The organism is Paenibacillus antarcticus (genome assembly GCF_001637225.1).
In the GTDB taxonomy this organism is placed as follows: domain Bacteria; phylum Bacillota; class Bacilli; order Paenibacillales; family Paenibacillaceae; genus Paenibacillus_AQ; species Paenibacillus_AQ antarcticus.
This window is the reverse complement of record NZ_LVJI01000006.1, coordinates 44993-70402: the sequence shown is the minus strand read 5'-3', so window position 1 is coordinate 70402 and position 25410 is coordinate 44993. Positions and strand designations below refer to the sequence as shown.

Here is a 25410-nt window from a genome sequence, read left to right as displayed (position 1 = left end):
GAACTAACACATTTAGAATATCGTTTTACATATAATGTCCATTCATCTGCTCCTCCATCCAATGATGAAATCCATTTGTCAATTCACCCTTAAATTATGATATATTTTCTATGTACATAGATTGAACTTGTAAGCGCAAATTCAGTTCAATTCATGTAGATTGATTTATATAGAGGAGGACGACGTGCAGATGGAGTACAGAATCGAGAAAGATACAATTGGGGAAATACAAGTACCTGCGGACAAGCTATGGGCGGCGCAGACCCAACGTAGCTTCGAGAACTTTCGAATTGGTACTGAGAAAATGCCTTTGGATCTTATCCGGGTATTTGCAATCCTTAAGAAAAGTGCTGCACTAGCAAACGGTAAGCTTGGCAAAATGGACCCGCTCAAGGTAGAAGCCATTGTAGAGGCTGCTGATGAGATTATCGATGGTAAGCTCGATGAACACTTTCCTCTTGCTGTCTGGCAGACGGGCAGTGGTACTCAGTCAAATATGAACGTTAACGAAGTCATTGCGAACCGTGCGAATCAGATTTTATCTCATACCGATAGCACTGTGCGCATTCACCCTAACGATGATGTGAACAAATCTCAAAGCTCGAATGATACGTTCCCAACAGCAATGCATATGGCTGCACTGATAGCCGTCGAAGATCAATTACTACCTTCTCTACAACAGCTTAAAGAAACATTCCGTCTCAAAATGGAGCAATTCCAAGATATTATCAAGATTGGTAGAACACATCTACAAGACGCTACACCTATAACCTTAGGGCAAGAAGTTAGTGGATGGCACAGAATGCTTGAGAAGACCGAGACGATGATTCAAAGTAGTGTTGAGTATGTTCGTGAACTCGCTATTGGTGGAACAGCCGTTGGAACCGGAATTAATGCTCATCCAAAATTCGGAGACATGGTTGCTGAGGAGATCAGTACCTTAACAGGTAAAACCTTCACTTCAGCATCGAACAAATTCCATTCCCTCACAAGCCACGATGAACTTGTCTATGTCCATGGGGCGCTGAAAGCGCTTGCCGCAGATCTTATGAAAATTGCCAATGATGTGAGATGGCTAGCTAGTGGTCCAAGATGCGGAATCGGTGAACTCACTATTCCAGAGAATGAACCTGGAAGCTCCATCATGCCAGGTAAAGTAAACCCAACACAAAGCGAAGCCCTAACCATGGTTGTATGCCAAGTGATGGGTAACGATGCAGCCATTGGATTTGCAGCTAGCCAAGGGAACTTCGAACTAAATGTATTCAAGCCTGTTATTATCTATAATTTCCTACAATCAGCTGGGCTATTAGCAGATGCTATGCGTTCATTCAACGATAACTGCGCTGTAGGAATCGAGCCTAACTATGCCGTTATTCAGCGTAACTTAGACCAATCTCTTATGCTAGTTACCGCTCTCAATCCGCATATTGGATACGAGAATGCTGCAGCTGTAGCTAAGCTTGCTCATAAAGAGGGTCTAACACTTAAAGAAGCGGCTCTTCGTAGCAACCTTCTAACAGAAGAGCAGTTCGATGAGGTTGTTCGCCCAGAACAAATGATCCATCCGAAAGAAGACTAATTGAATTAATACTTATATATTTCAAAAGACCGTCCAGCAGGAATCAATGCTGGACGGTCCTTTTTGTGGTGCCAAGTTATTCATATAATAGTTCATTACAAACGAAGTAGAACCCCCACACTTATACAACCGTGTATCCCTCTATATCTTCTGGTTTGTTATTCACGTAGAAGCATTTCAAAGGGAAAGACGATTGCAGAATAGTAAGTAATTAGTTCTGAAATTATTATTTCAATATCAAATATTTTTAAAAGAAAACGCAACTCCCCACAAATGATTCAAGGGAGCTCCATAAATACAATATTTTGTTTGTTCCACTCTATCCCGTGAAGATCTAAATCTGATTAATAAATCCCTTTGCACTCCGACCATTGTTAAATCATTTTAAATGCCTTGAAAGTGGCTGAATACTCCATTCCTACGAAAGGTTAAGTTAGCTTCATTGTTCACACAACTGTTGTTGAGTTGGAACAAAGAGGACACCCGTCTTATTCCATCTTTTTATTTTTCAACAATCTATCCTCTTCCGTCAAAGTTTCTCTTACATATCCTTTAAACTCTTGAGGATATTTATTTATCCCGGTCGTTAGAATGACTTGAAACTGAACATCTATTCGTGTCTCTGAAACTATCTTCTGTAAACACCTATCTAAATTTTCATTATCTATCCCAAGGTTTTCTGGTGTATCAATCAACAAAAATCTTGGATATGGAATATCGCTATCAATAGACATCTTAAGTAAAGTTAAATAATACATGAACCGTTTTGGAACATTCGTACTTGCCTGTTTATATTCTCCATCATTGATAATCGGCATATAGTTTTCATCAATTACTGCTTTATTTATATCATCTGCAGTTTCAGTCATTAAATTATTATAAATAACATTAAACAGTTTAAGTTGCTTTTCTATAATTGTTTTTAAGCTGGATTCTAACTTTGTGATACGTCTAAATAAATCGTTGTAATCTTCCTTTTTTTCAGTGAATTGTTCTTCAAGTGATGTGTATTTTATCAATATAATTCTTTGTTGATCCAATTTTTGGATTTTTGACTTTTGAAGCAAAATTTCATCATTCAACCGGTTCACTTCATTGTCATTAGAATATATGGATATATCTTTTTCAATTTCTTTCAAATGTGCTCTAATGTTATCCCTAGCTAACTCCAACTTTAATGATTTTCTTCCAATTTCATTCATTTCTTCTTCACATGAATTTATTCCAATATCAATAGTATCTACCGATTTTTGTTTTGATTTCAAAATATCCAAATATTCTTCTGAGCTATAGAAAAATTTTTCGTACTGACTTTCATCAATTGTAGAGCCGCATATACAATGATTCTCTTTTCTTTCAACTCTTTTCAGACAACAAGGACAAGTATTGGGGGAAAATAAATTCAATTCTTCGTGGGCAGAAATAATCTTTTTAAGATGTGTAACTTCACGGATAATATCCTCTTTTAGATCCAATAAACTTTTATGTTCAACAATAACATTTCGCCTAGTTCGTTGACATACAGAGTAGTCACGTTCAATATGTACAATTTCAGTTCTAAGTTGGATGAGTTGTCTGTCTAATTGAGTTGAATTATATTTTAATTTTTTCCTGTCTTCACGATAAATTTGTAACTTATCTAGTTCCAAGTTAGAACTGGATAAGTCTATATTTACTGTATCCATAGTTATTTTGGATAAATCATACCCCATATCTCCAGCCATTTTTATATAATTGTTAAACAAGGATTTGGCAGTATCTCGCTCGCGTTCTAGCTTGTTAAGATCGCCTACTAAAGCGTGATACTCTGAAAACTGATGTCCGATAAGCAACTCAAAAATAACCTTACGAATTTGCAAAGAATCAGCAATGAAACTATTATCTGTGCGATGCTCCTTATATATCTTTCTCGGTATGGAATCCTGATCATAGTGAATAAGGCGATATAGATCAGGAAAATTTATTTTAAATTTTCTGGATCCTTGATATATTTCAACCACTTCAATTTTTAATTTTGAGAGTAACCAGTCTGAAAAAATTACTGGATTAGATTCGCTTCGGTAGACAGCATACGATTCTACGTTACCTATTGTATCAGAAACGAATATCGTATTATTATTCAAGTGTCTCTTCAGCTCATACTTAGAATCATCGATACTAATCTCTAATAATACGTAGTTATCCTTATCTCCGCATATTTCCTTATGTATTTCCCTTTCTTTACGATCATACTGTCTAACGTAGATCCCAAGACCAAAACTTATGAGATCGCTAAATGTTGTTTTACCAGAGCCATTTTTACCTTCAATGATATTCAAACCTGGCTTTAGTTCTGGTGATGTATATACATAATTCTCTCCAACATACCTTACCCGTCTAATCATTAAACTTGCCACACTGTCACCCCCTTGTTGCCGAATAATTGATCTAGTAGTGTGTTTACGGTTAACGTTCTAATTCTTGGTGAGACTTCTCTCAATTTTTTGGTATGTTCTATTTCAATTCTGTACAATGAGGGATTAAAAAAAGACTCCGGAATCTTATCTTTTCGAATCCAAATATCTATAGTGTTACGAGTTAAGTTCTTTTGTAATGCTATATACTCATTACGTTCCAAAGTAAACAGAATAGATGTAACTAATTTCAATTTCAGTCGGCTTTTGTAATAAGTTTCTCTCAACAATTCAATTTCTTCGTTATTTGGCAAGTGATTAGTCTGAGAAAAATCAACAATAAGATCAAGCAACAAATGATTGGAAATAAAGGGTATGATATATGATAGTTTTGTATAATCTAGAAATTTACTTTTTTCACTTACACAACCAAGAATATCTAAGAACACCAAGATATTATATGTAATGAAATAATAATCTTCATCTTTATTAAACATTATTCTTTTTTTAACGTTCAAATTTTGTTTATTAGGCATTTTGTCCACCTTCATCAAAAGCTAGATAACAAGAATCAAACAAATCTAGGATAGCATTTTTTAACGTATCTCTATTACTTAATACATAAGTAGTGATATCTTTGCCTCTATGAGAATCTAATAAATCCAACAATAAACTTTCACAAGATTCAAAAATTCTGAATTGATATGATCCTCTATCTTTGCTATCTATTTTTGATAACTCAACTTTTACGGCACCAATTTTTCTTGCAAATATACCCAATTTCTTTTTATTGTAACTTCCGCAGACAGCTACTATTTTAGCATCAATATTACGTTTATCTATAGGTGGCGCAAGCTTTTCCCATTCCTCGTAAATCGGGTCATTTCTTTTGTAATTGTGGGTAGCCACTTCTAAAAATTTCACCCTTACATCAGAGGCACTAACTAATCGCGCTAAAAAGTCTGTTACATTTTCTTTACGTTCAAATTCTTCTAAGAGTGCACTTAGAACATACCCTTCTCTTCCCTCTAATTTGTGGTTATAGAATTTGGAATCCCTAATCTCTCTTAATACTGTCTTTTCTAGAAGTTTATCGTCTTCCTGTTCGAATTTCCAATCAATTCTGTTAAAAAAATCAATCCAAATAGTGTCATCCCATTGTTCTATGCTATCTAGAAATCCAGGTTCCTTCCTGTCTTCATACTGTTCCTTGTATTCATTAATAAGAATAGCTTTTGCGGCTGGCAGTAATTTAGAGTCAGTAAAATCGCGATTCATAAGCATTTCAATTATAGACTTTGCAGGAAGCTCAACTTTCAACTTTTTCAACGCCTCAGTGTTGTTTTCACTACCGCATTTTATATTGGTGTAAAAACCAAATTGAAGATGAGAACTTAGTTTGTTGGAAAACCAGCAATCCAAAAAAATTACAAGAGAGTTTTTCACCTCATTCGCATTATAAGAAAATGACTTTTTCGATGCATAATCCTTATCACCTTCGGAGTACTCGCTTATCTCCCCATTAATTTGGACGGTTTTTGTATATACGTCATCTAAATACTCCGTAGCGGCAAAAACAGCTATCTTATCGGAGAACTTCATTTTTTCCAAAATTAGTTGGCATGCGCGTAGTCGCTGTAAACGAAACCCTTTTGTTTTATTCCCAGATTCACGATTAATAATTTGATCAGTCATAACCTACATCCTTTTAGATAAACTATCTTCCTCATTAAGAATAAGTTAATTCGACAAATTATTCCATATACCTCCTTTTTATATTAATTTTAGAAAAAACTTAAATTGATATTTTATATTCGTTAATTTTTAATTTTTCTTAAATAGCTTAGTGTACAGTTGCACTTAATTTAAGTTCAAGAAATCGGTCACGACTCACCCGCTCTTCCTTCTTGTATCACAAACAAAAGGTGCTTCCCACAATGGAAAGCACCTTTATCTGTTCAAATCCTATTTTTATGTGTCGGACTCTCACCCCACACTTAGCTTAACTTTCATAATCACTCATGCAAAAAACGCCTCAGGTCGATCAAGATGATATAGATTGCGGTAACGTGGATATTTCTCCAGGAGTTCCGCATGAGAACCTCTCATCTCAATCTTTCCGTTCTCCATAAATATAATCTCATCCATATGCTCCGCTCCGACAAGATGATGGGTTACCCAGACCAGTGATTTCCCTTCAAGGGTATCAAAGATCGTAGAGAGCAGTTCATTCTCTGTCCTTGGATCGAGGCCTACGGTTGGTTCATCAAGAATGACAACAGGCGTGTCCTGTAACAGAACACGTGCTAACGCAATCCGTTGTCGCTCGCCACCTGAGAAACGTTGTCCCGTCTCATGCATGGCAGTCTTATATCCCTTAGGAAGCGATTCAATCAGACGATCCATCTTCACCTTCCGAGCTACCTCACTAATCTCCTCGTCCGACGCATCAAGTTTCCCCAAACGTATGTTATTCGTGACCGATGTATCGAATAAATGAGGGCTTTGGTTCAATACGGAAATGAGACTAGGAATATGTTCTCCGAATCGATTGGCATCCGTCTCTTGAATCGTAGCACTACCCCTCTCTGGGGTAATCGCACCTTGGATTAATTTCAATAGTGTCGATTTTCCAGCACCACTTCTTCCCATGATGGCTACTTTCTTTCCTTGAGGAATATCTAATGTAATGTCCTCGAAAGACCACGGACCCTCAGCAACATATCGATGAGAGGCGCGATTAATCTTAATATGCGCACCCTGCCTTGCCTTATTTACTAGATCTTCGCTAACGAGTTCCCTCGGAGAGGTCTCTCCATCTTCAGAATGATCATTCTGAACTAGACCTTTTACCTCATTACCTGCATCCTCAATTTCTCTCAACCTTGCAAAAGACCCTTGATAACGTGGTATTTTCTCCACAGATTCAGAGATCGGTAGAAATGCATCCATAAGTGGAAAGACCACAAGGACGAACGCAGCGATCATCGTCGAAGCAATTGCACCATCTGCATACTGCTGACCTGCCCAGTACAACATGCAGACTACTGCAATACCAACAGTGGCTTGGCCAATCAATTGTCTCCATCTCGCCCAAGCACTTAATTTACGATCTATGCTTGCTACTGCTAGTTCATCACCTTCATAGAGCTCCACGAATTGAGCAGGTCTACCACTGATGACCCAATCACTCATACCAAGTACAGCATCCGTTAATGTCTGATACAGCTGACCACGCTTGTGCTGTGACTGCTTATTCTTCTTCTTCGTAAGCATCAGTGAAATCCACGGTAGAACCAAGATTAGAATGAGCAGATATAACGCCATGAATAACGCAAATTGAACATCGAATTGTCCTAACGCTATGATCGAGACCGTATATAACAACAAGGCAACTAGACTTGGGAAAATAGTACGCAGGTACACATCTTGTAGCTTCTCAATATCTTCTGCTAGAATTCCAAGGATATCCCCGGTGCGAAACCGTGTTGAAATAAATAATGCTTGGGGTTCCAGTATCCGATACATCTGTACGCGCATTTTCGATAGAATACGTAGAATTGTATCGTGACCCACGAGACGCTCCACATAATGAACCACAGATCTGCTCGTACCGAAGGTTCTAACGATAACAATCTGCACATACACCATCAAGATATTCTCTGGACGAAGAGCAGACTTTGAGATGAGGTACCCTGACGAGAACATCAGACTACTTGCCGTAAATACCGTCAGGGCACCCAGTGCAACAATCACTACGAACCGCCAGAAGTATGAAGTGATATAAGGCAGCAGCCATTGTTCGCGTCTCATAGCACACCCTCCAGTTGCGATCTAATTAATGCATAATACACGCCCTTACAGGCAAGTAACTCCTCGTGGGTACCTATTTCAGCGACCTTCCCTTGATCCATCACGATGATCTGATCCATATCCGGCATCCAGTGTAATCGATGGGTTGCTAGAAATACTAACTTCCCTTCAAAAAGAGAGCGCATGGTCTCTTTCAACTCATACTCCGTCTCAATGTCCAGATGCGCCGTTGGTTCATCTAATAGAATAACAGGACGGTCACTGAGGAAAGCCCTCGCTAGTGCAACACGCTGCGCCTGTCCGCCACTAAGTGTACGACCTCCACCACCAATGACCTCATCATAGCCAAGCGGTAAGCTACTCACGAGATCCGATAATCCTGCATTCTTTACTGCTTGTTCTACTTCTTCCTGACTAGCATTCGGTGTGTAGAACTTCACATTATCTGCGAGACTAGTACTGAATAGATACGGACTCTGTGGAATATACGTCATCTGATTCTGCCACGATTCATCTGTTAGAGCCGGAAGACGTTGCCCATTCAATACGACATCACCTGATGATGGCTGCAGGAAGCCACTTAGAACATCTATTAATGTCGATTTACCCGCACCACTTTCACCAATAATTCCAATCTTACGCATACCTTGAATGTGCAAGGTTATATCCTGTAAGGAATGTGGCCCCTCAGCTTCATGCTGAACCTGTACATGAGATAACGTTAGCTGACTATCCGATCTCCAAGAATAGGAGAATCCATTAGGTAGCGTTACATCCATCTTCACTATCGGCATATCAATAATGGCCTGAATCGCTTCTCCCGCCTCTTTACCATTCAAAGTCGCATGATAATCGGCTCCTACCATACGCACTGGTAGGAAATACTCAGGGGCTAGGATAAGGATCGTTAATGCGCTCACAAGCGCCATATCGCCATTTACCAAGCGAAGGCCCAGACCTACCGCTACGGATGCTACAGACAGCATTGTGAAGAAGTCTAAGGCGAATGAGGATAGAAAGGCGACACGTAATGTACGCATTGTAGCTTTTCTGTACTTATCACTGACCTTACCAATCGTCTTAGCGTGGGATTTGCTGCGTCCTAAATACTTCAATGTCTCAAGCCCACGTAAAGAATCTACGAAGTGGTTCGCTAGATTACGGTAAGAAACCATTTGACTGTCCACTTGCTTTCGAGAAGACAGACCAATTAGGATCATAAATACAATTAGAATCGGCATAGTCACAAATAAAATAATGGCAGACTGAACATCCTGCATAAGGATATAAAAGAAAACTACAGCAGGTATAATGGCAGTAGCCACCATACGCGGAATAATCAGTTCTAAATACACTTTGAACTTAAGAACACCATCTAGAACAAGTGTGACAAGCTTCCCTGTCCCTTCTGTCTTTGCGAAACGCGGTCCCAGTAAGAATAACTTATCCATTAACTCTTTACGCAATAACGCACCGGTATGCTCAGCATAGCGGTACGTTATTTTTTGTTGCACAAAATTCATGAGATGCCTAACCAGGAAAGCAGCTAGGAATTGAAAGATTCCAACATTCTGATCTTGTAATGAACCTCCGGCAAAGAGGGCGGAGACAACTTCCGATAACGTTCTAGCCATCCATAGAATGGATACACTTTGCACTAAGGTCAGCAGTGCCACCGCCGCTAAGACGGGTTTAATACCTTTGAAGCCTAATAGATTACGACCCATTAGTACTCCAAATGATCCTTCGCGTTCACGCGTTTATGGAATACGAAGTAACTCCATATTTGATATCCTAATACAAAAGGAAGCAAAGTAAGTGCGACGATGGACATGACCTTTAATGAATAGTGACCTGATGCAGCATTCGTGATCGTCAGACTATAAGCATCACTAATAGAGCTAATCATGACTCGTGGGAACAATCCAATAAATATAGCACCAACGGATACGGCAATAACAGCTCCTGTCATACCGAAAGCCCAGTTATCTTTTTTACGCGCAATGAAGTATGCAGCTAGAAGATATACAATCACGCCAACCACAGCAACGATGCTCATAATCGTACCCCGAACTTCGAATACATCTGTATTAAAGTACGTCATAACAGCAAACCCAACCAATAGAATAGCAAGAGGAATCATAAGTTTCTTAGCCATTGCACGTGCTCTGTCCTGTAAGTCCCCTAATACTCTTAAGGTAGTGAACATCAGACCATGCACTAAACAAAGAACAACCACCGTAATACCTCCAAGTAACGTATAAGCATTTACTACATCAAACAATCCTGCATTCATATTCATATCTTCGCCAATGGGAACACCCTGGATCAGACAAGCGAATACCACACCGAATAGAAGTGGAGGTAATAAGCTACCGATAAAAATAACGATATCCCACGTTTTCTTCCACGTCTCAGAAGCAACCTTACCTCTAAATTCGAATGCTACACCTCGACCAATCAGAGCCAATAGAACGAATACGAGTGGTGTATAGAATCCACTAAATAATGTGGCATACCAATGCGGGAAAGCTGCAAACATCGCGCCTCCTGCAGTAATCAACCATACTTCATTCGCATCCCAGAAAGGACCAATCGAATTAATCAATACACGACGCTCTGTGTCGTTCTTAGCAAGAATCGTTGTAGACATCCCTACACCGAAGTCGAAACCTTCTAAGAAGAAAAACCCAACGAATAATACTGCAATCAACAAGAACCACAACTCATTAAGAGACATGATACCCCTCCTTATCAAATGGGTCGTGAGATTCTTCTATATGGGAACCTGTATCATTCGGTCCCTTCTTGATCACACGAACAAATAAATAAACCAATATGATAGCTAACACTGTATAAGCAAGTGAGAAAGAAATGAGCGAGAACAATATCTGTCCAGCTGAAACGTTAGGCGAAATACTATCTTCTGTCTTAAATAATCCAAAAACAGTCCAAGGTTGGCGACCAATCTCGGTCATAATCCATCCTGCCCAGTTCGCAATAAATGGTAACGAAATAGCCCCTACCATGATACGCATAAACCATTTATTCGTCTGTTCTAACTTCTTACGAGCAACTAGGTAGAATCCATACATAGCTAGAAGAATAAGAATCGATCCACTTGCCACCATGATGCGGAAACTCCAGAAAGTCGTACGTACGGGTGGAATGTAATCACCAGGACCATATTTCTGTTCATACTCAGCTTGTAACTGATTCATCCCAACAACTTCGCCAGAGAATTTACTATAGGACAAGAAACTAAGCAGATATGGAATTTTGAAGGTCATCCCATTCTCCTTCTTCTCCGGGTCTATGGTCGCTATCACAGTCCATGGAGCCGGATCGGTACTTGTATCCCATAGCGCTTCAGAAGCCGCCATCTTCATCGGTTGAGTCTCCACTAAATACTGTGCTTGACTATGTCCTACGAGTGCAACACCAATGGATGAAACCAAGCCTACAATAATCGCAATAATAAAAGATTTCTTGAAGAAATCAAAGTCTTGGCGTTTTAACATTTTATAGGCACTGACACCTGTAATCAAAAAGGCACCTGTCATAAATGCGGCTAAAATTGTATGAGGGAACTCTAATAGAACCTGACCATTTGTGATCAACGCTAAAAAGTCATTCATCTCGGCTCGACCATTATTCATCACGAATCCAACAGGTCTTTGCATGAAAGAATTCGCTACTAGAATCCAGAAAGCAGACATTGTCGTACCAATAGCTACTAACCAAATACACATTAAGTGAAGCTTCTTAGATAGACGTTCCCATCCAAAAATCCAAATCCCTAAGAATGTGGACTCCAAGAAAAAGGCTAGTAACGCTTCTACCGCTAGTGGAGCACCGAATACATCTCCTACAAATCTCGAATAATCTGACCAGTTCATTCCGAATTGAAATTCTTGTAATATCCCAGTCACGACACCAACAGCAAAGTTAATGAGGAACAAATGTCCCCAGAATTTAGCCATCTTTTTGTATACTTCCTTACCTTTGACCACGTACATTGTTTCCATAATCGCAATCAACAACGCTAATCCAATAGACAATGGTACAAAGATAAAGTGAAACAACGTTGTCGACGCAAACTGGATGCGTGAGAGCATAACCGGATCCATGATTTTAATCCCTCTTCCTTGTTTAAAGTTTCCAACACCCTAATCATTGGGCACACGAAAATTAATATCTTATATTTTATATTTTGTCAGAGACTCTTGAAATCAAATGTGATCTTTATCACATTGTGATACAAAATATCTTCACATTGTGAAGTTTGTCACACAATATTTAAAATTAGAACGATTGAATACTGAATGATAAGGTAATTATTAACATTGAAATACCTTTAAACCCATAAAATTACAATGACTTTTATCATAGATTTATCGTTATTTACTAACGAATATATACTATATAAACTTGAAGAACACTTTCGAAACTGCTACTACACTTATCCTATAACACTGGAGGTTGTTTAGATGGGATTGGCTACGAAGATCACGTTAAAGTTAATTGCCCTTCTCATGGTAGTAGGTGCCTCAATCAGTATATTTGCATATCAAATAACCTATCGACAAGTTGACGAGGCGCTTGGAATTGAAACCGTTGGTTGTGCCAACATCACTTCTGGGCTAGTTAAGCCGGAAGAAATCTTAGCTCTTACTCGTGGAGACACCAGCGTACTTAGTAAAGTTGAAACAAACATAGACTGGATCATACATAAGAAACCTCTATTTAAAGAAGCATTTATTCTATCTCTTGATGGTAAGATTCTAGCTGCAGACAGTAATCTAAAAAAAAGGGGATACAACGCAGGGGACACATTTCACTTCAATAAAGCAGATCAAGATATGATAAACAGTATGAAACATGCTATATCTTCGAAAGTATATACATATGATGAGATTACATTAAAAACAGGGTACGGACCGATATATATAGACAATGATTCTAATAAAGAGATGCTAGGTTTGATTGCGATTAATGTTGATGCCTCTCTAATCAACCAAAGAACCATTGAAATACTCGTCACACCATTTATTGTAGGTGCTATCTTATTCACCCTAGCTGCACTTGCTGTATTTGTCATCATCCGTAGAGCAGTAAGACCCCTATCAGCCCTATCTGCTAGTGTTCACCGTATCGCTGAGGGAGACTTAACCCTTGAGCTATTACAGTTCAAGAGTAAGGACGAAATCGGACGGCTAACAACAGACATTAATACCATGACAATTAATCTTCAGAATCTAATTCGAGAAGTTAACACTGCATCTCATCACGTCGCTTCGTCTTCTGAGGAATTATCCGCAAGCTCCAGGCAGACTGGAGAATCAGGACACCAAACTGTCATCATCATTGATGATATGGCTGATGGGGCAGAGAAACAGTTGCAAAGCCTAGAAATGAGTTCGCAAAAGATCGCAGAAATGTCAACTTTCATTTCAAGTATTTCCATAAGTACAGAGCAAGCCCGTCTCTCCGCGCTTGACAATTTACAAAGAGCTCGCTTGGGAAGAATATCTATGAATGAGACCGTTGATCAGATGGATCACATGAATGAGAGCATTCAAGAATTATCATTTACGATTCAAAGCTTAAAGGATTATTCGCAAGAAATTAGCTATATGCTCGATGTTATGAGAGGAATATCAGCGGAGACAAATTTATTAGCCTTAAATGCTGCTATTGAAGCTGCACGTGCAGGGGAGCAAGGCAGAGGTTTTGCTGTTGTGGCCAATTCGGTAAGGAAGTTGTCTGAAAGTTCGGCCCAATCCGCACAAGAGATTGCAGAAGTTGTGAGTAAAACCTTATCACTCATGGAGAGTGCTAGTAATAATATGCTAGATACAGCCACACTGGTGACAGAGGAATCTAAACGAATCTCTGAAGTCGGAGCTTCTTTGGAACAAATAGAGACTTCGGCAGCCATCATCACCGAGCAGAATGAGCATGTATCCATTGCCGTTCGCCAGTTATCCGAAAGTGCAAATATCCTAGTTGGAACGGCACATGTTCTTGTAGAAGTAGCCCAACAGACAAGAGATGGAGCACAGAGTGTATCTGCTGCCTCAGAGCAACAGCTCGCGTCTATGGAAGAAATCAATGCCTCCGCTACCTTCCTTTCCGTGATGTCTGAGCAGCTTCATGTCCTCATCGAACGTTTCAAAATATAAATGGCCATATACCAAAGAAGAAGGAACAGCCGATAGAGTGCTCCATCAGCTGTTCCTTCTTCTTTTTTTGAAAGTTGAAAGGTATCGTATCTTAAGATTCTCTTTCCACAAAGTACTTGTTGGTCATATACCAAGCCTCGCCTTTGTCTGTAGGAACCTTCCCTTTCTTCTTATCCATGAATACAATCTCTTTACACTTCGAACAAAACCACTTCGTTGTATAATACTGCGAGTATGTTGTATAAGTTGTTCCACATTTACAGTCAACCTTAAAGAATACAAGATTCTCCTCATAGGCTTGTGAAAGCTCATCATTCTTCTCTTGATCACCTGCTGATATTGGCCTGATCATCTCAACATAGTTAGAGAATCGATTCTGTACCTTGAAGTCCGCGACAAGCTCAGGATTAAGACCGAAAAACTCTTTACCAATGGCAGTAATGAATTTCGTATTCGATCTATAACTCTCTAGCCACTCTTGAATTTGCTTATTAGATAAAGGCACTGTACCTTTAATACCACTGTTCAAGGTATATGTCATGATCGATAAATTCTCGTTGTCTTCATAATACATTAATGTGGAACCTCCTTAATGATAACTTTTATAATGTACTACTTCTGCAACAGATAATCAAAAGGATGAATTAGGTAATCGATATCACCCTAGATCGACACACCCTGTAACTATGGTATTATACTATTCCATGTCATTCGAAAGGCTCGTCTCCAACTAACCATATTCACAAATATAAGGAGTATCATATAGATGTAGACGCCATAATTTACAACGGTACTTAAGAGATGACATACTGCTAATAACACTAGAATCACCATAAGTACTATGATGGGAATCCACTCTCCTTTTCCTGAGACCTGATGGGGCTCGGAGAAAGGAATAGCCTTTCTTAACATTAGAAATGAAATTACAGTGTAGAGAGATATACTCAATAGAAATATAACGACGTCAGGAAGAATCCTTAATCCGTAAACCGTGATAAATATGATGCTTACGAATAGGATTAAGGGTACAAACAAGTTGACTAAGATTGCTTTGAGACTCCCTTTAAATATGGGGGCTAGCTCTCGAACCGGCATGGCTTTATATACCCACGCCCCTTTGTAGTTATCCGAGAATTTCAACAAGGTCATCACCGTTGGAATAAATAAAGCCGCTGAATACATAAGTAAATAACTTTTACTAGAAGATACCTTGTCCCATTCTTGAGACTGTAAAGAATTAAATAGAAATATAAACGGAAATACAAGAGAAAGACCTAACGACGGATACACCTTCAACTTGAAGTTCCGATCATTACGTATCATATCTGAGGTAAATCGAAAGAACATTCGCTCTTCCTGAGTCGAACAGAGAAATCTTGATATCCCCGCCCCTTTAGGACGTCCCACCTTCTTTCTCGTTCCACTATTATCATTAAGTTTCTGTAGATTCCTCTCAAATGAGGGCATGCACCTAGCATATATGACAACAGATACTAGAGGTACTAGAACAGCCATAAGAGAGAAGATTAGAAAAACCTTGTTACGATCTTCGTGAATCAACATTTCAAATGGCGCTGCGAACCATACGGGAATCATTAAATACTGCCACCACTTCCCGTCAAATACATAATTAAGATCTACAATACTAAATAATCGTGATACGAATTGGTAGCCGATCGTCATGACCAAGGTTAAACCAATCTGCACATAATTTATAATATCTTTCAATTTCTCTCCATCAAAAAACTGAAGGACCACGAGATATAACAAGGCTGTTAATACCACAACCAAGATATCTATTAATACCAGTTCAACGAGGAAGATCACTGAAAATAGAATACCGTGGCGAATGCTACCACCAATAAGTGGAACGATTGAGAGTGCCGCAGTAATGAAGAAAAGATAAATACTAATATGTATAATTTTAGCGGCATGAAGGGTTCTTGCATTTACGGGTTTCGAGTCGAGTATCGTCTTGTCTCTAATATCTAAGAGAACGGATGAGAAGTCGGATATTAATGAGGTCAGTACCATGAAGATTAGAATCCCGAATACGAGACTCATTTGAAATATGAAGTTGTCACTCATCATAACAACAGGTGTTAAGACTACTGTCCCTAACAAGAGATATAACCACATGGATCGCAAGAATTTATTCTGGTCATCCTTCTCCGGATCATGACGCGACCCTGTATTACCAAGTACAGTCGGTACTCTCCTACCATCCATGGTCAACTTCATTTGAAGGATTCTTCTCATGATCACATAATGAATTCCGAATTTCTCAAAAAGAAGACGAAAACGATCCAATACCTTCAATGTTCTGAATTCATTCATCGATTACACCTCTTGTACAATAGAGACCATTCGCTTCGCTATGTCTTTATGATCGTGAGATCCAGTGAGTTGACTGAATACTTGCTCCAGTGATCCTTCCTTAGATTGTTGTTGTAGTTCGTGAAAGCTACCATCTGCTATGATCTTTCCGTTATCTAGTAAAATAATGCGATTGCTGATCTTCTCTACCACATCCATAATGTGAGAGGAATAGAAGATGGTCTTACCTTGAGCGGCTAAACAAGCTAGTAATTCCTTTACAACCATGACACTATTGGCATCCAGTCCACTTAGTGGTTCATCCAAGAATAGAATCTCGGGATTATGTATAAGGCTTGAGATCAATAATACCTTTTGCTTCATCCCTTTAGAAAAGGATGATATTCGCGACCGATACATCGCATCTAACTCAAAGCTTGTCATAAGTTGATATGCTTTGTGGTCCGCTTGGGCATATTCCATCCCATATAATTGTCCAATAAACGTTAAGTATTCTTGTGCTGTAAGGCTTTCATAAATATCAGCGACCTCAGGTACATAGCCAATCTTCCTCTTATACTCAACGTCTCCATCTGAGATATCTCTTCCTAGAATCTTCACTTCTCCCTTGTAATCAGCTATAAGCCCAAGCAACACCTTCACTGTCGTGCTTTTCCCTGCTCCATTGGGTCCAATATATCCAATAATTTGCCCTTTGAAGACATCTAGGTTTATCCAATGTAGAACCGTCTTATTCCCATAATTTAAGACCAGATCACGGATAGAAATGATGGGTTCGCCCGTATATTCCAACTTCATTTGCTCCTCTCTTATCATACCCACATTTTGGCATATCTTTACTATACATGTTATAAATATCCTTTTAAACCTATATATTTGAATCATTGAATATATTATTATTTAACGATTAAAATGAGAAACCACAAATAGAGTAGGTGAGTTCCAATAAATCGTCACTTCATTGGTAGAGTAGCTGTCTTCATGGTCAACGAAACATTGCGCAGCAGGTTTCCCTTGTAAGTGCTCTCTCACATAATCATCATGAAGCCCACGATTTGGACCCCCTACAACCAAGCCTGGTACCGGAGCCATTACGTCATCACCTACAGACGGACGATGATGTGGATTCATCACCTGATGATCTCCAAATCCTGTGACGTAGCTCATATCTAGTACATTACGTCCCATCAGATAATGAAGGTGATTCAAGGCACATGTCTCGAACACTGGATCTCCCATTAGAACATATGCCAGAAGCAGGAACATAGCATTGTTCATTACCAGCATATTGCTACCCCAGATGTAATCCTCTGTTCGTAGCGAGATATGATATCCGTCTTGACTGCCCTGTTGTACAAGTCGATTCGCTTCCTGTAGCCATTTACGCTTTAATTCAGCATAAAGGTTATCATTCACATGTTCTTCCCCGTTCATTAGATAGGATATGGTACCGTAACCACCCATATCTGCCCAACCTAATTTAACCTTTGAAAAAGATTCCTTTGCCAGTGCTTGAAACACACGATGGTATGACTCGTCACCCGTAGAGCGGAACAATTCTGCTGCCGCCCAATATCGTTCATCCAAGTCCTGTTCATCACCATATTCTCCTGTCTCCATTTCTGTAGGGTTAGTGAACCCTGGAACAGAAGGATTCTGCTCTAGCCAATTCCAAGCAGCAATTGCGGCTTTTAAGCAACCTTCAGCAAAGTCGGAATCAAAGGGCATGTAGATGCGTGCTGCCGTAGCCATAACTCCTGCATAACACCCTGTAGCCGTGGCAGAGATTGGCGAGAAATATACATCAGACAAATCATCTTCTGGCATTACATCTAACGCAGGAAATTGCAACGTCGTCAGTTTGTGAAATACACCTCCTGATACAGCTTCTTGCATCTTCATTAACCACTCAAGTTCAACACGACACTCAATTAGCACATCCGGTGTAAGATTATCTGTTTCTGGTAAAGGAATAGGTTCACTAAATGCCTCAGGATACAGTTCATAGGCTAATAATAAGTCAGCAACGGCTTTAGCCCCAGGACCTGAATATTTACCGTAGTCACCTGCATCATGCCACCCACCACAACTATCTAATAACGTATTGGGTTGTTGATATATTCTTCCTTTAGCTAAATGACATGCCTTATGATGCCAATCACCCGCGAATTCCTCTTCTAAATCGACGCCGCAGCGGAAATAATAGAACGCTTTCAACATTCCCTTGTGAAGCTTATGATAAGGTAGCTCAGATACTAAGAAGGAACCTGATGCTTCCCTACCATCCTGCTCAATATGATATTGTCCTGGCTCTTCGATGAGCGAGAAGTCTCCTGTATACACGTTGACTCCACTGGCTTCATCCTTAATCGGATCTACAGCCTGCCCACGATAGACGACCTCCTTCGTCGCATCATTAATAACTCGATATTCCCCTCCACGCCCTTTGAACATAGCTATCTTCTTACTATTTATCGGATATCCTATTTGATTGATCGTAATGCTACGTATTCGACTATCAACCATCCTGTGCATCCTCCTCATCTTACATTGCCAAAATACACGTTTAATATATCTTACATTCCAATAATTGTATATCGTTTAAATGTTGGATCATCAAAATACCTGATTCAACTTCCATCAGGTATTTCATGGTGTCTTGACTTATTAAGGACGATTTGATGAATCCGATACTATTTTTTCTTTTTCAAGATACGAATGGGGCCCTTTAGCCTTCTATACCTCATTACTTTCCGAAATACAGATTTATCGGCAAGTTTCTTGAAGATATACGGGTCAGGGTTCGTATTCACCTCAATGATCCACGGCTTCATAGTCACATCAAGTCCAACATCAACACCAACTTGCCGATAATCGGGATATTTCTGGCGAAGTTGCTTGGCGATCGTGACACCCAATCTACTCATTTTTCCTATTACCGATTTCTGTTCGTTCAAAGACAGATGTGAAGATAACAATTTCTCAATATTCACGAGCTGACCACCACTGTGATAGTTCGTTACGATTTTCCCAGGGTGGGCTACTCTACCAATAATGCCTGTCGTCTCCCAGACTACCTTAGGATTTAGCTGAACCATGACTCGAACGTCAAATCTACGTTTTTGATATTTCAGTAAATGGATACCCATCTGTACCAAATAACTTCTCTTCTTCGTGACCTTCTTTAAAGATTGAAAAAAAGAATTATAGTCTTTAAACGTTCGCTTTTTCATTTCAATCTGATATTGATATTTATTTACCCCTTGCTTCAATACCTCCGCACGTATAACCCCATTACCATACGTACCTCGTTCAGGCTTAATATAGACCATCTCATATTTAGCTAACATCGACGAAAGGTTGTAGCTCGTTAATCTTTGTGTCATTGGAATGTATTGGCGTATCTCGCTGTGACTTAGCAATGCATTTGTCTTGAGCCATTTACTTGTAATCGTTCCCTTTCTTTTCCCCTTCATATCCAACCTCTCTTTCCTTAAATGAATTGAACTACAGCGATCATGACCACCTCATCAATCCCAAAATCTATATATTCTATTCAGCCCTATACTTCTTTGCATAGACCATAAGACCATACCTTTTCCAAAGAAACAGCATATCTTAGAGAAACAACTTCGTTGTACCTACAGATAGGGAGGATCGAAACATGCACATTCTTATCGTTGCTCCAGAGCAGATACCCGTTCCAGGTAGTGGTTCTGTAGAAATATGTATTCTTGCAATCGCTAAGCAACTCGCAACCAAACATCAAGTTACCATTATCAGCAGACGTACCCGTTCTTTAGCCTATGAGAGTCAGATCGGTCATGTCAGAATTATTCGAGTAGCCTCAGGAAGTACTTCAACTTATATTTCCTCTGTCCTTAAGTATATGAAAGGGAGAACCTATGACTTTATTCAAGTCGATAATCGTCCATATTATATGAGTCTCATTAAACAAACGTTCCCACACATACCTGTTTCTTTATTTCTTCACTCTTTAACGTTTGTTCCTCTTAAGCCACAAATATCAAGATACTTAAGAAAAGCAGACCTCATCATCGCTAATAGCCGTTCACTACAGCAGAAACTAACCTCACGGTTTCCCCATGTAGTAAAGAACATTCGTATCGTTGAGTTAGGTGTCGATGTGCTTCGGTTCCGTTCATGTACTTCCGCTGAGAAGAGAACAAGTAGAAAGAAATATAGACTTAGCAATGCCTTCACCATTCTGTTTGTAGGGAGAGTCATTCCTCAAAAGGGCGTACCGATACTGATTAAAGCCTCACATCTTGTGCGTAAACGTATACCCGTACAACTGGTTGTAGTAGGTAGAGCAAGACCATCCTACTTGAAGCGTCTTAAGCGACAGGCTCGAACTTTGGGCGTACCCATGACGTATATAGGGAAAATACCCCATGCAAATATTCATAACCTATACCATCTAGCAGACTGTTTCGTCTGTCCATCACAGAAACACGAAGCCTTTGGCCTCGTTAATATAGAAGCTATGGCCTCCGGTGTTCCAGTTATTGCTTCACGAAATGGTGGGATTCAGGAGATCGTAAATCATGGACACAATGGCTACCTAGTAACTCAATATCGCAGACCCGAAGGGTTCGCAGACTATCTGCTTGAATTAGCTCAGAATAAAAGTCTCCGAGAAAACATGGGAGAGAATGGCCGCGCTGATGTATTACAACAATTCACATGGAACCAGACTGCAACGAAGCTAGCTACTCTCTATTACAATGAACAATAACAACCGATACCCTAAAGAACGCGGTACCGGTTGTTATTGAGGTAGAATTCCTATAAGTGATTGCATATAAAAAAACCTGCCGAGATCATGCTCTCGGCAGGTAATAAGTTAATATCCTTTATTAGAAGAATAATCTTCTTCTAGGTGTAGCCACTAGAATTATCGCAAGTAAATCGAAAAGGACTAATGGAAGAATGAATGGTGCAAATGAGGTATGAGCTTTGTTATGACTCTTAACAGAAGAAACCTTCAAGTACATTTTTGTAGAACTTACCTTAATAATTTCCCCATAAAAAGTACTCCCATACTTTGTTTTGACCTTAACATGTTTATTTAAGTGCCTTCTAGCAGTTCTGTAATGGGATTTAGTTGACATAAATGATGTCCCTCCCTTCCACTCCAATATATGAGAGGGAAGGAAGGGACGTGTGGGCGTTACTTATTTAATCGCTGCACCAATCTCATTGATCATCTCAACCATAGATACAAGTCCACCACCGGATAGGTACCAATAGTTAGGATCAAGATAGACAATATGTCCTTCTTTGAAAGCCTTCGTATTCTTCACTAGATCGTTCTCAATAGTATCCTTAGCAGAGGTTGCTTCTGCACCTTCAGCGGCTACAACACTGCTTCTATCTACTACGAATAGATAGTCTGGATTCTTCTCTGCTATGAACTCAGAAGTAACACTTTGTCCGTGAGTAGACACTTCGATCTTAGCATCTGCTGGTGTAAACCCTAATACATCATGAATGATTCCGAATCTGGAACCTGCTCCATATGCACTTAGTTTACCTTCATTAGCAAGAACGATAAGTCCATTCTTACCACTTGATGTTGCTTTATCATGAATATCTTTAATCGAAGTATCAATCTTAACTAACTCTTCATCAATCTGTGCTTGCTTATCAAAAATTTGTCCTAATGTAATCATATTCTCTTTGAAAGAATCTACTAACTTCGTGTTGTCTACCCCTAAGAAAACTGTTGGTGCAATCTTATTCAACTCTTCATAAGCATCCTGTTGTCTTCCAGAAATAATGATAAGGTCAGGATCAAGCGCATTGATTGCCTCGAAATCAGGCTCTTTCAAGCTTCCTACGTTAGCATATTTCTTATCTTCATATTTCTTAAGGTATGGAGGGATGTTAGCTTGTGGTACGCCAGCTACCTCAACACCTAATTTATCAAGAGAGTCCAATATGCCGAAGTCAAACACTACAACTTTCTGAGGGTTTGTCTGTAATTTAGCTTCGCCTAGTTTATGTGTAATCGTTACTTCTTTGCTCTCTGCTGGTGTTGCTGCATTCTCCGTTGGTGTAGCTGCATTACCTGCTGGTTCAGTCGTTTCTGTCTTAGCATTATTATTGCCGCATGCAGCCATTACTACAGCCATCATTACAGTCATTATGATCATGAGTACATTCTTTTTCAATTCAATTCACTCCTAGCTTGTATTTGTAATGCTATTAAAATCATTGATGCTTAGTAATCTCCACATTGGCGCCTTTACATATAGAGTATACGCACATCATAATTTCCCAAATTAGAGTTCTGGATTTAAGCGAAATACACACATATCTTATTGTCATTGATGTTCTCAATATGAATAGCCATGCCATACACATCCTGAAGAACCGTACGATCGATAATATCTTGTGTAGCACCCTCTTTAATAATTCGTCCATCCTTCAGGGCAACGATATAATCGGAATAGACAGATGCGAAATTAATATCATGGATGACGATAATGACCGTTTTACCTAGTTCATCAACCATCCGTCTTAGCACTTTCATAATCTGCACGGAGTGCTTCATATCTAGATTATTGAGTGGCTCATCCAGCAAAATATAATCTGTGTTCTGTGCAATGACCATGGCGATATAAGCGCGTTGATTCTGTCCACCACTTAATTGGTCTAAGTATTTGTCTTGAATAGCCTCAAGATCCATATACGCAATCGCATCATTCACATACTGTAAGTCTTCCGCAGTTAATCTACCTTGAGAATATGGAAACCTCCCGAAGCTCACCAGTTCTTTAATGGTCAAACGGATATTAATATTGTTAGACTGTTTCAGAATGGAGATTTGCTTAGCTAGATCGTTACTCTTAATCTTGCTAATATCCCGTCCTTCAATGAGAATCTCGCCTTGATCCTTCGTTATCAGACGACTGATCATCGAGAGAAGTGTACTTTTCCCTGCACCATTGGGTCCGATAAAGGAAGTAATCGTCCCCTTAGTAATCTGAAGTGAGACTTGATCTACGACATGTTTACCTGCATATTGTTTGGAAACATTTCTTACCTCTATCACGACTTATTCTCCTTTAGCAGAAGATATATAAAGTATGCTCCCCCAATAAAGTTAATAATGACACTTAGGGTGGTGGAGAATGTAAATACCTTCTCAACAATGAACTGTCCTCCGATTAATGCGATAATGCTGATTAGAATAGAACCTAAGATTAAGTATTTGTGTTTATATGTTTTTAGAAATTGATGAGCTACATTGGCTACCAAAAGTCCTAAAAAGGTAATTGGGCCTACTAAAGCCGTTGCGATCGACATCAGAATGGCTACGACAACGAGCAATCTTTTGACAACATAATCGTAATTCACACCTAGATTGACCGCCTGATCTCTTCCTAGCGATATAACGTCTAGATACTTAATGAATTTCGTGAAATATATGGTTACACCAATAATGCCAATGATCGAAATTATTAATAAATCCGTATTCACATTATTGAAGCTCGCGAACATTTTGTCTTGCAACATCAAGAATTCATTAGGATCAATGAGTACCTCCATAAATGAAGATACACTTCCAAAGAACGTACCTAGTATCATCCCAATTAACAGCAGAAAGTATATGTTACTCTGGCCTTCTTTTCGGAAGAGAATCTTGTAAAACACGCCCGAGAATCCGATCATTAACGCAACAGAAATCAAGAAATTAATATTGCGATCCGTTGATGTTAACGTTGTAGATCCAAAAGCATAAATGATAAAGGTCTGAAACAACATGTATAAGGAATCCAAACCTAGAATACTAGGTGTTAGAATACGATTGTTCGTGATCGTCTGAAACACAACCGTAGAGAAGGCAATCGCACTACCTGTAAGAACCATAGCCAGAATCTTTTTACCTCTTCTTGGAAGAACATAATCCCAGTGACCACCTGCATCATACAAAAGGAACAAAGCAATAAGTACTATTACAATTACGAATAAAATACTGAACTTAGCCTTCATTATTCATATGCCTTTCTTCTAATAAGTAAGTAGATAAAGATTCCGCTTCCGATAACGCCAACGGTGAGACCAATCGGTATTTCATAAGGAAATATAATGAGTCGACCTAAGATGTCACAGAATAGAAGGAACACTGCTCCTAATAGCGCGGTATGTGAAAGACTCTTTTTTAGATTATCTCCTTGATAAATCGTAACAATATTCGGAACAATCAGCCCCAAGAAAGGAATCATCCCAACCGTTAATATTACGATAGAAGACACTGCTGCTACAATAACAAGCCCGATATTTACGACTTGCTTATAATTCAATCCTAAGTTCTTAGCGAACTCTTCACCCATACCCGCAATCGTGAATCGATTGGCAAATAGGTACGCTATAATGACGAGTGGAATGCTGATATATAACATTTCATATCGGCCCTTCAAGATCACTGAGAAATCTCCCTGTAACCATGATGCCATATTCTGAATGAGATCATTCTTATAGGCAAAAAATGTCGTAATCGAGCCAACTACGTTCCCAAACATAATCCCTACTAATGGAATAAAGATGGCATCCTTATATTTCACCTTGTCTAGAATTTTCATAAAGATGAAAGTTCCTATAAGTGCAAAGATAAATGCTACCAACATTTTCTGTAGCGATGTTGCATTCGAGAATACCATCATAGCGACAAGAATTCCGAATCTCGCTGAATCCATCGTACCTGCTGTCGTTGGAGACACGAACTTATTACGGGTCAACTGCTGCATAATTAAACCGACAATACTCATACTCATACCCGCTATAATGATGCTTATTAAACGCGGTATTCGACTTATTACTAATGTTTGCCATTGTTGATCTGTTAGGCGGAAGATATCCATTGGAGAGATATCTTTAACTCCGATGAAGATTGAAATAAATGAAAAAATAACAAGTGTAATGAGTAAATATCTCTTTTTCATAGTTCTTACCTTACTCTTCCTGAAATATAGGGTTAATGAACATTAATCAAGAATGATATTCATTATCAATTGACGATAAATTTAATTATACTGTCTTACTAGGGATTGTCAATGAAAGCTGTACTTTT

At 39.1% G+C, this 25410-nt stretch carries 20 protein-coding genes; 3 read left to right on the top strand and 17 right to left on the bottom strand.

Annotated elements, in window-relative coordinates:
- The first annotated feature begins 190 nt into the window (after positions 1-190).
- Complete coding sequence (fumC, locus tag PBAT_RS05035) at positions 191-1582, top strand: class II fumarate hydratase (protein WP_068647169.1); 1392 nt, start codon at positions 191-193, stop codon at positions 1580-1582.
- 488 nt (positions 1583-2070) lie between these two features.
- Here the strand turns inward: fumC and PBAT_RS05030 are convergent, their stop codons facing one another.
- From PBAT_RS05030 to PBAT_RS05000, 7 genes are all read right to left on the bottom strand, one after another.
- Positions 2071-3978: an SMC family protein gene (locus tag PBAT_RS05030; protein ID WP_068647167.1), complete on the bottom strand. Its 1908-nt coding sequence runs from the start codon at positions 3976-3978 to the stop codon at positions 2071-2073.
- Complete coding sequence (locus PBAT_RS05025; RefSeq protein WP_068647165.1) at positions 3966-4511, bottom strand: hypothetical protein; 546 nt, start codon at positions 4509-4511, stop codon at positions 3966-3968. Before PBAT_RS05025 ends, PBAT_RS05030 begins: the two co-directional genes overlap by 13 nt.
- Positions 4504-5670: a hypothetical protein gene (locus PBAT_RS05020; protein ID WP_068647163.1), complete on the bottom strand. Its 1167-nt coding sequence runs from the start codon at positions 5668-5670 to the stop codon at positions 4504-4506. The genes PBAT_RS05025 and PBAT_RS05020 overlap by 8 nt, the downstream gene beginning before the upstream one ends.
- Positions 5671-5994: 324 nt before the next feature.
- Entirely contained in the window at positions 5995-7788 is a 1794-nt protein-coding gene (cydC, locus tag PBAT_RS05015) for a thiol reductant ABC exporter subunit CydC (RefSeq protein ID WP_068647161.1), read from the bottom strand.
- Positions 7785-9515, bottom strand: a complete 1731-nt coding sequence (gene cydD, locus PBAT_RS05010; RefSeq protein ID WP_068647159.1) for a thiol reductant ABC exporter subunit CydD — start codon at positions 9513-9515, stop codon at positions 7785-7787. The genes cydC and cydD overlap by 4 nt, the downstream gene beginning before the upstream one ends.
- A complete protein-coding gene (gene cydB / locus PBAT_RS05005; protein ID WP_068647418.1) occupies positions 9515-10531 on the bottom strand; it encodes a cytochrome d ubiquinol oxidase subunit II in 1017 nt (338 codons plus the stop codon). The genes cydD and cydB overlap by 1 nt, the downstream gene beginning before the upstream one ends.
- Positions 10518-11918 (bottom strand): cytochrome ubiquinol oxidase subunit I, encoded by a 1401-nt coding sequence (locus tag PBAT_RS05000; RefSeq protein ID WP_068647157.1) that lies wholly within the window; start codon positions 11916-11918, stop codon positions 10518-10520. The genes cydB and PBAT_RS05000 overlap by 14 nt, the downstream gene beginning before the upstream one ends.
- 360 nt (positions 11919-12278) lie before the next feature.
- Here PBAT_RS05000 and PBAT_RS04995 point away from each other — a divergent pair, with 360 nt between their 5' ends.
- Positions 12279-13973: a methyl-accepting chemotaxis protein gene (locus PBAT_RS04995; RefSeq protein WP_068647155.1), complete on the top strand. Its 1695-nt coding sequence runs from the start codon at positions 12279-12281 to the stop codon at positions 13971-13973.
- 91 nt (positions 13974-14064) lie between these two features.
- Here PBAT_RS04995 and PBAT_RS04990 read toward each other — a convergent pair whose 3' ends face one another.
- From PBAT_RS04990 to PBAT_RS04970, 5 genes are all read right to left on the bottom strand, one after another.
- Entirely contained in the window at positions 14065-14547 is a 483-nt protein-coding gene (locus tag PBAT_RS04990) for a hypothetical protein (RefSeq protein ID WP_068532170.1), read from the bottom strand.
- Positions 14548-14657: 110 nt separating this feature from the next.
- A complete protein-coding gene (locus PBAT_RS04985; RefSeq protein ID WP_068647153.1) occupies positions 14658-16310 on the bottom strand; it encodes an ABC-2 family transporter permease in 1653 nt (550 codons plus the stop codon).
- A gap of 3 nt (positions 16311-16313) precedes the next feature.
- Positions 16314-17126 (bottom strand): ABC transporter ATP-binding protein, encoded by an 813-nt coding sequence (locus PBAT_RS04980; protein WP_248912406.1) that lies wholly within the window; start codon positions 17124-17126, stop codon positions 16314-16316.
- Positions 17127-17210: 84 nt separating this feature from the next.
- Positions 17211-18836 carry a glycoside hydrolase family 9 protein gene (locus PBAT_RS04975; protein WP_068647149.1) on the bottom strand — a complete coding sequence of 542 codons (1626 nt, stop codon included), beginning with the start codon at positions 18834-18836 and terminating at the stop codon, positions 17211-17213.
- 167 nt (positions 18837-19003) lie between these two features.
- Positions 19004-19786, bottom strand: coding sequence for a YheC/YheD family protein (locus PBAT_RS04970; RefSeq protein ID WP_068647147.1), 783 nt, complete (start codon positions 19784-19786; stop codon positions 19004-19006).
- A gap of 188 nt (positions 19787-19974) precedes the next feature.
- Between PBAT_RS04970 and PBAT_RS04965 the strand changes: the two genes are divergently transcribed.
- Complete coding sequence (locus PBAT_RS04965) at positions 19975-21069, top strand: glycosyltransferase family 4 protein (RefSeq protein ID WP_068647145.1); 1095 nt, start codon at positions 19975-19977, stop codon at positions 21067-21069.
- 121 nt (positions 21070-21190) lie between these two features.
- Here the strand turns inward: PBAT_RS04965 and PBAT_RS04960 are convergent, their stop codons facing one another.
- From PBAT_RS04960 to PBAT_RS04940, 5 genes are all read right to left on the bottom strand, one after another.
- Complete coding sequence (locus tag PBAT_RS04960; protein ID WP_068647143.1) at positions 21191-21445, bottom strand: hypothetical protein; 255 nt, start codon at positions 21443-21445, stop codon at positions 21191-21193.
- 63 nt (positions 21446-21508) lie between these two features.
- Positions 21509-22507, bottom strand: coding sequence for a siderophore ABC transporter substrate-binding protein (locus tag PBAT_RS04955; RefSeq protein WP_068647141.1), 999 nt, complete (start codon positions 22505-22507; stop codon positions 21509-21511).
- 125 nt (positions 22508-22632) lie between these two features.
- Entirely contained in the window at positions 22633-23391 is a 759-nt protein-coding gene (locus PBAT_RS04950; RefSeq protein ID WP_068647139.1) for an iron ABC transporter ATP-binding protein, read from the bottom strand.
- The gene (locus tag PBAT_RS04945; RefSeq protein ID WP_068647137.1) at positions 23388-24332 is read right to left on the bottom strand and encodes an iron chelate uptake ABC transporter family permease subunit; all 945 of its coding nucleotides are present in this window, start codon (positions 24330-24332) and stop codon (positions 23388-23390) included. Before PBAT_RS04945 ends, PBAT_RS04950 begins: the two co-directional genes overlap by 4 nt.
- Entirely contained in the window at positions 24332-25282 is a 951-nt protein-coding gene (locus PBAT_RS04940; RefSeq protein ID WP_068647135.1) for an ABC transporter permease, read from the bottom strand. The genes PBAT_RS04945 and PBAT_RS04940 overlap by 1 nt, the downstream gene beginning before the upstream one ends.
- Between the last annotated feature and the right edge of the window lie 128 nt (positions 25283-25410).

Bases quoted from the DNA above. Each gene is read 5' to 3' on its own strand.
- PBAT_RS05025 (WP_068647165.1), bottom strand. From the start codon at position 4,511: ATGCCTAATAAACAAAATTTGAACGTTAAAAAAAGAATAATGTTTAAT.
- PBAT_RS04970 (WP_068647147.1), bottom strand. From the start codon at position 19,786: ATGAAGGGGAAAAGAAAGGGAACGATTACAAGTAAATGGCTCAAGACA.
- PBAT_RS04990 (WP_068532170.1), bottom strand. From the start codon at position 14,547: ATGTATTATGAAGACAACGAGAATTTATCGATCATGACATATACCTTG.
- PBAT_RS04945 (WP_068647137.1), bottom strand. From the start codon at position 24,332: ATGAAGGCTAAGTTCAGTATTTTATTCGTAATTGTAATAGTACTTATT.
- PBAT_RS04985 (WP_068647153.1), bottom strand. From the start codon at position 16,310: ATGAATGAATTCAGAACATTGAAGGTATTGGATCGTTTTCGTCTTCTT.
- PBAT_RS05020 (WP_068647163.1), bottom strand. From the start codon at position 5,670: ATGACTGATCAAATTATTAATCGTGAATCTGGGAATAAAACAAAAGGG.
- cydC (WP_068647161.1), bottom strand. From the start codon at position 7,788: ATGAGACGCGAACAATGGCTGCTGCCTTATATCACTTCATACTTCTGG.
- PBAT_RS04975 (WP_068647149.1), bottom strand. From the start codon at position 18,836: ATGGTTGATAGTCGAATACGTAGCATTACGATCAATCAAATAGGATAT.
- PBAT_RS04980 (WP_248912406.1), bottom strand. From the start codon at position 17,126: ATGATAAGAGAGGAGCAAATGAAGTTGGAATATACGGGCGAACCCATC.
- PBAT_RS04960 (WP_068647143.1), bottom strand. From the start codon at position 21,445: ATGTCAACTAAATCCCATTACAGAACTGCTAGAAGGCACTTAAATAAA.
- PBAT_RS04940 (WP_068647135.1), bottom strand. From the start codon at position 25,282: ATGAAAAAGAGATATTTACTCATTACACTTGTTATTTTTTCATTTATT.
- fumC (WP_068647169.1), top strand. From the start codon at position 191: ATGGAGTACAGAATCGAGAAAGATACAATTGGGGAAATACAAGTACCT.
- PBAT_RS04995 (WP_068647155.1), top strand. From the start codon at position 12,279: ATGGGATTGGCTACGAAGATCACGTTAAAGTTAATTGCCCTTCTCATG.
- cydD (WP_068647159.1), bottom strand. From the start codon at position 9,515: ATGGGTCGTAATCTATTAGGCTTCAAAGGTATTAAACCCGTCTTAGCG.
- PBAT_RS05000 (WP_068647157.1), bottom strand. From the start codon at position 11,918: ATGGATCCGGTTATGCTCTCACGCATCCAGTTTGCGTCGACAACGTTG.
- PBAT_RS04965 (WP_068647145.1), top strand. From the start codon at position 19,975: ATGCACATTCTTATCGTTGCTCCAGAGCAGATACCCGTTCCAGGTAGT.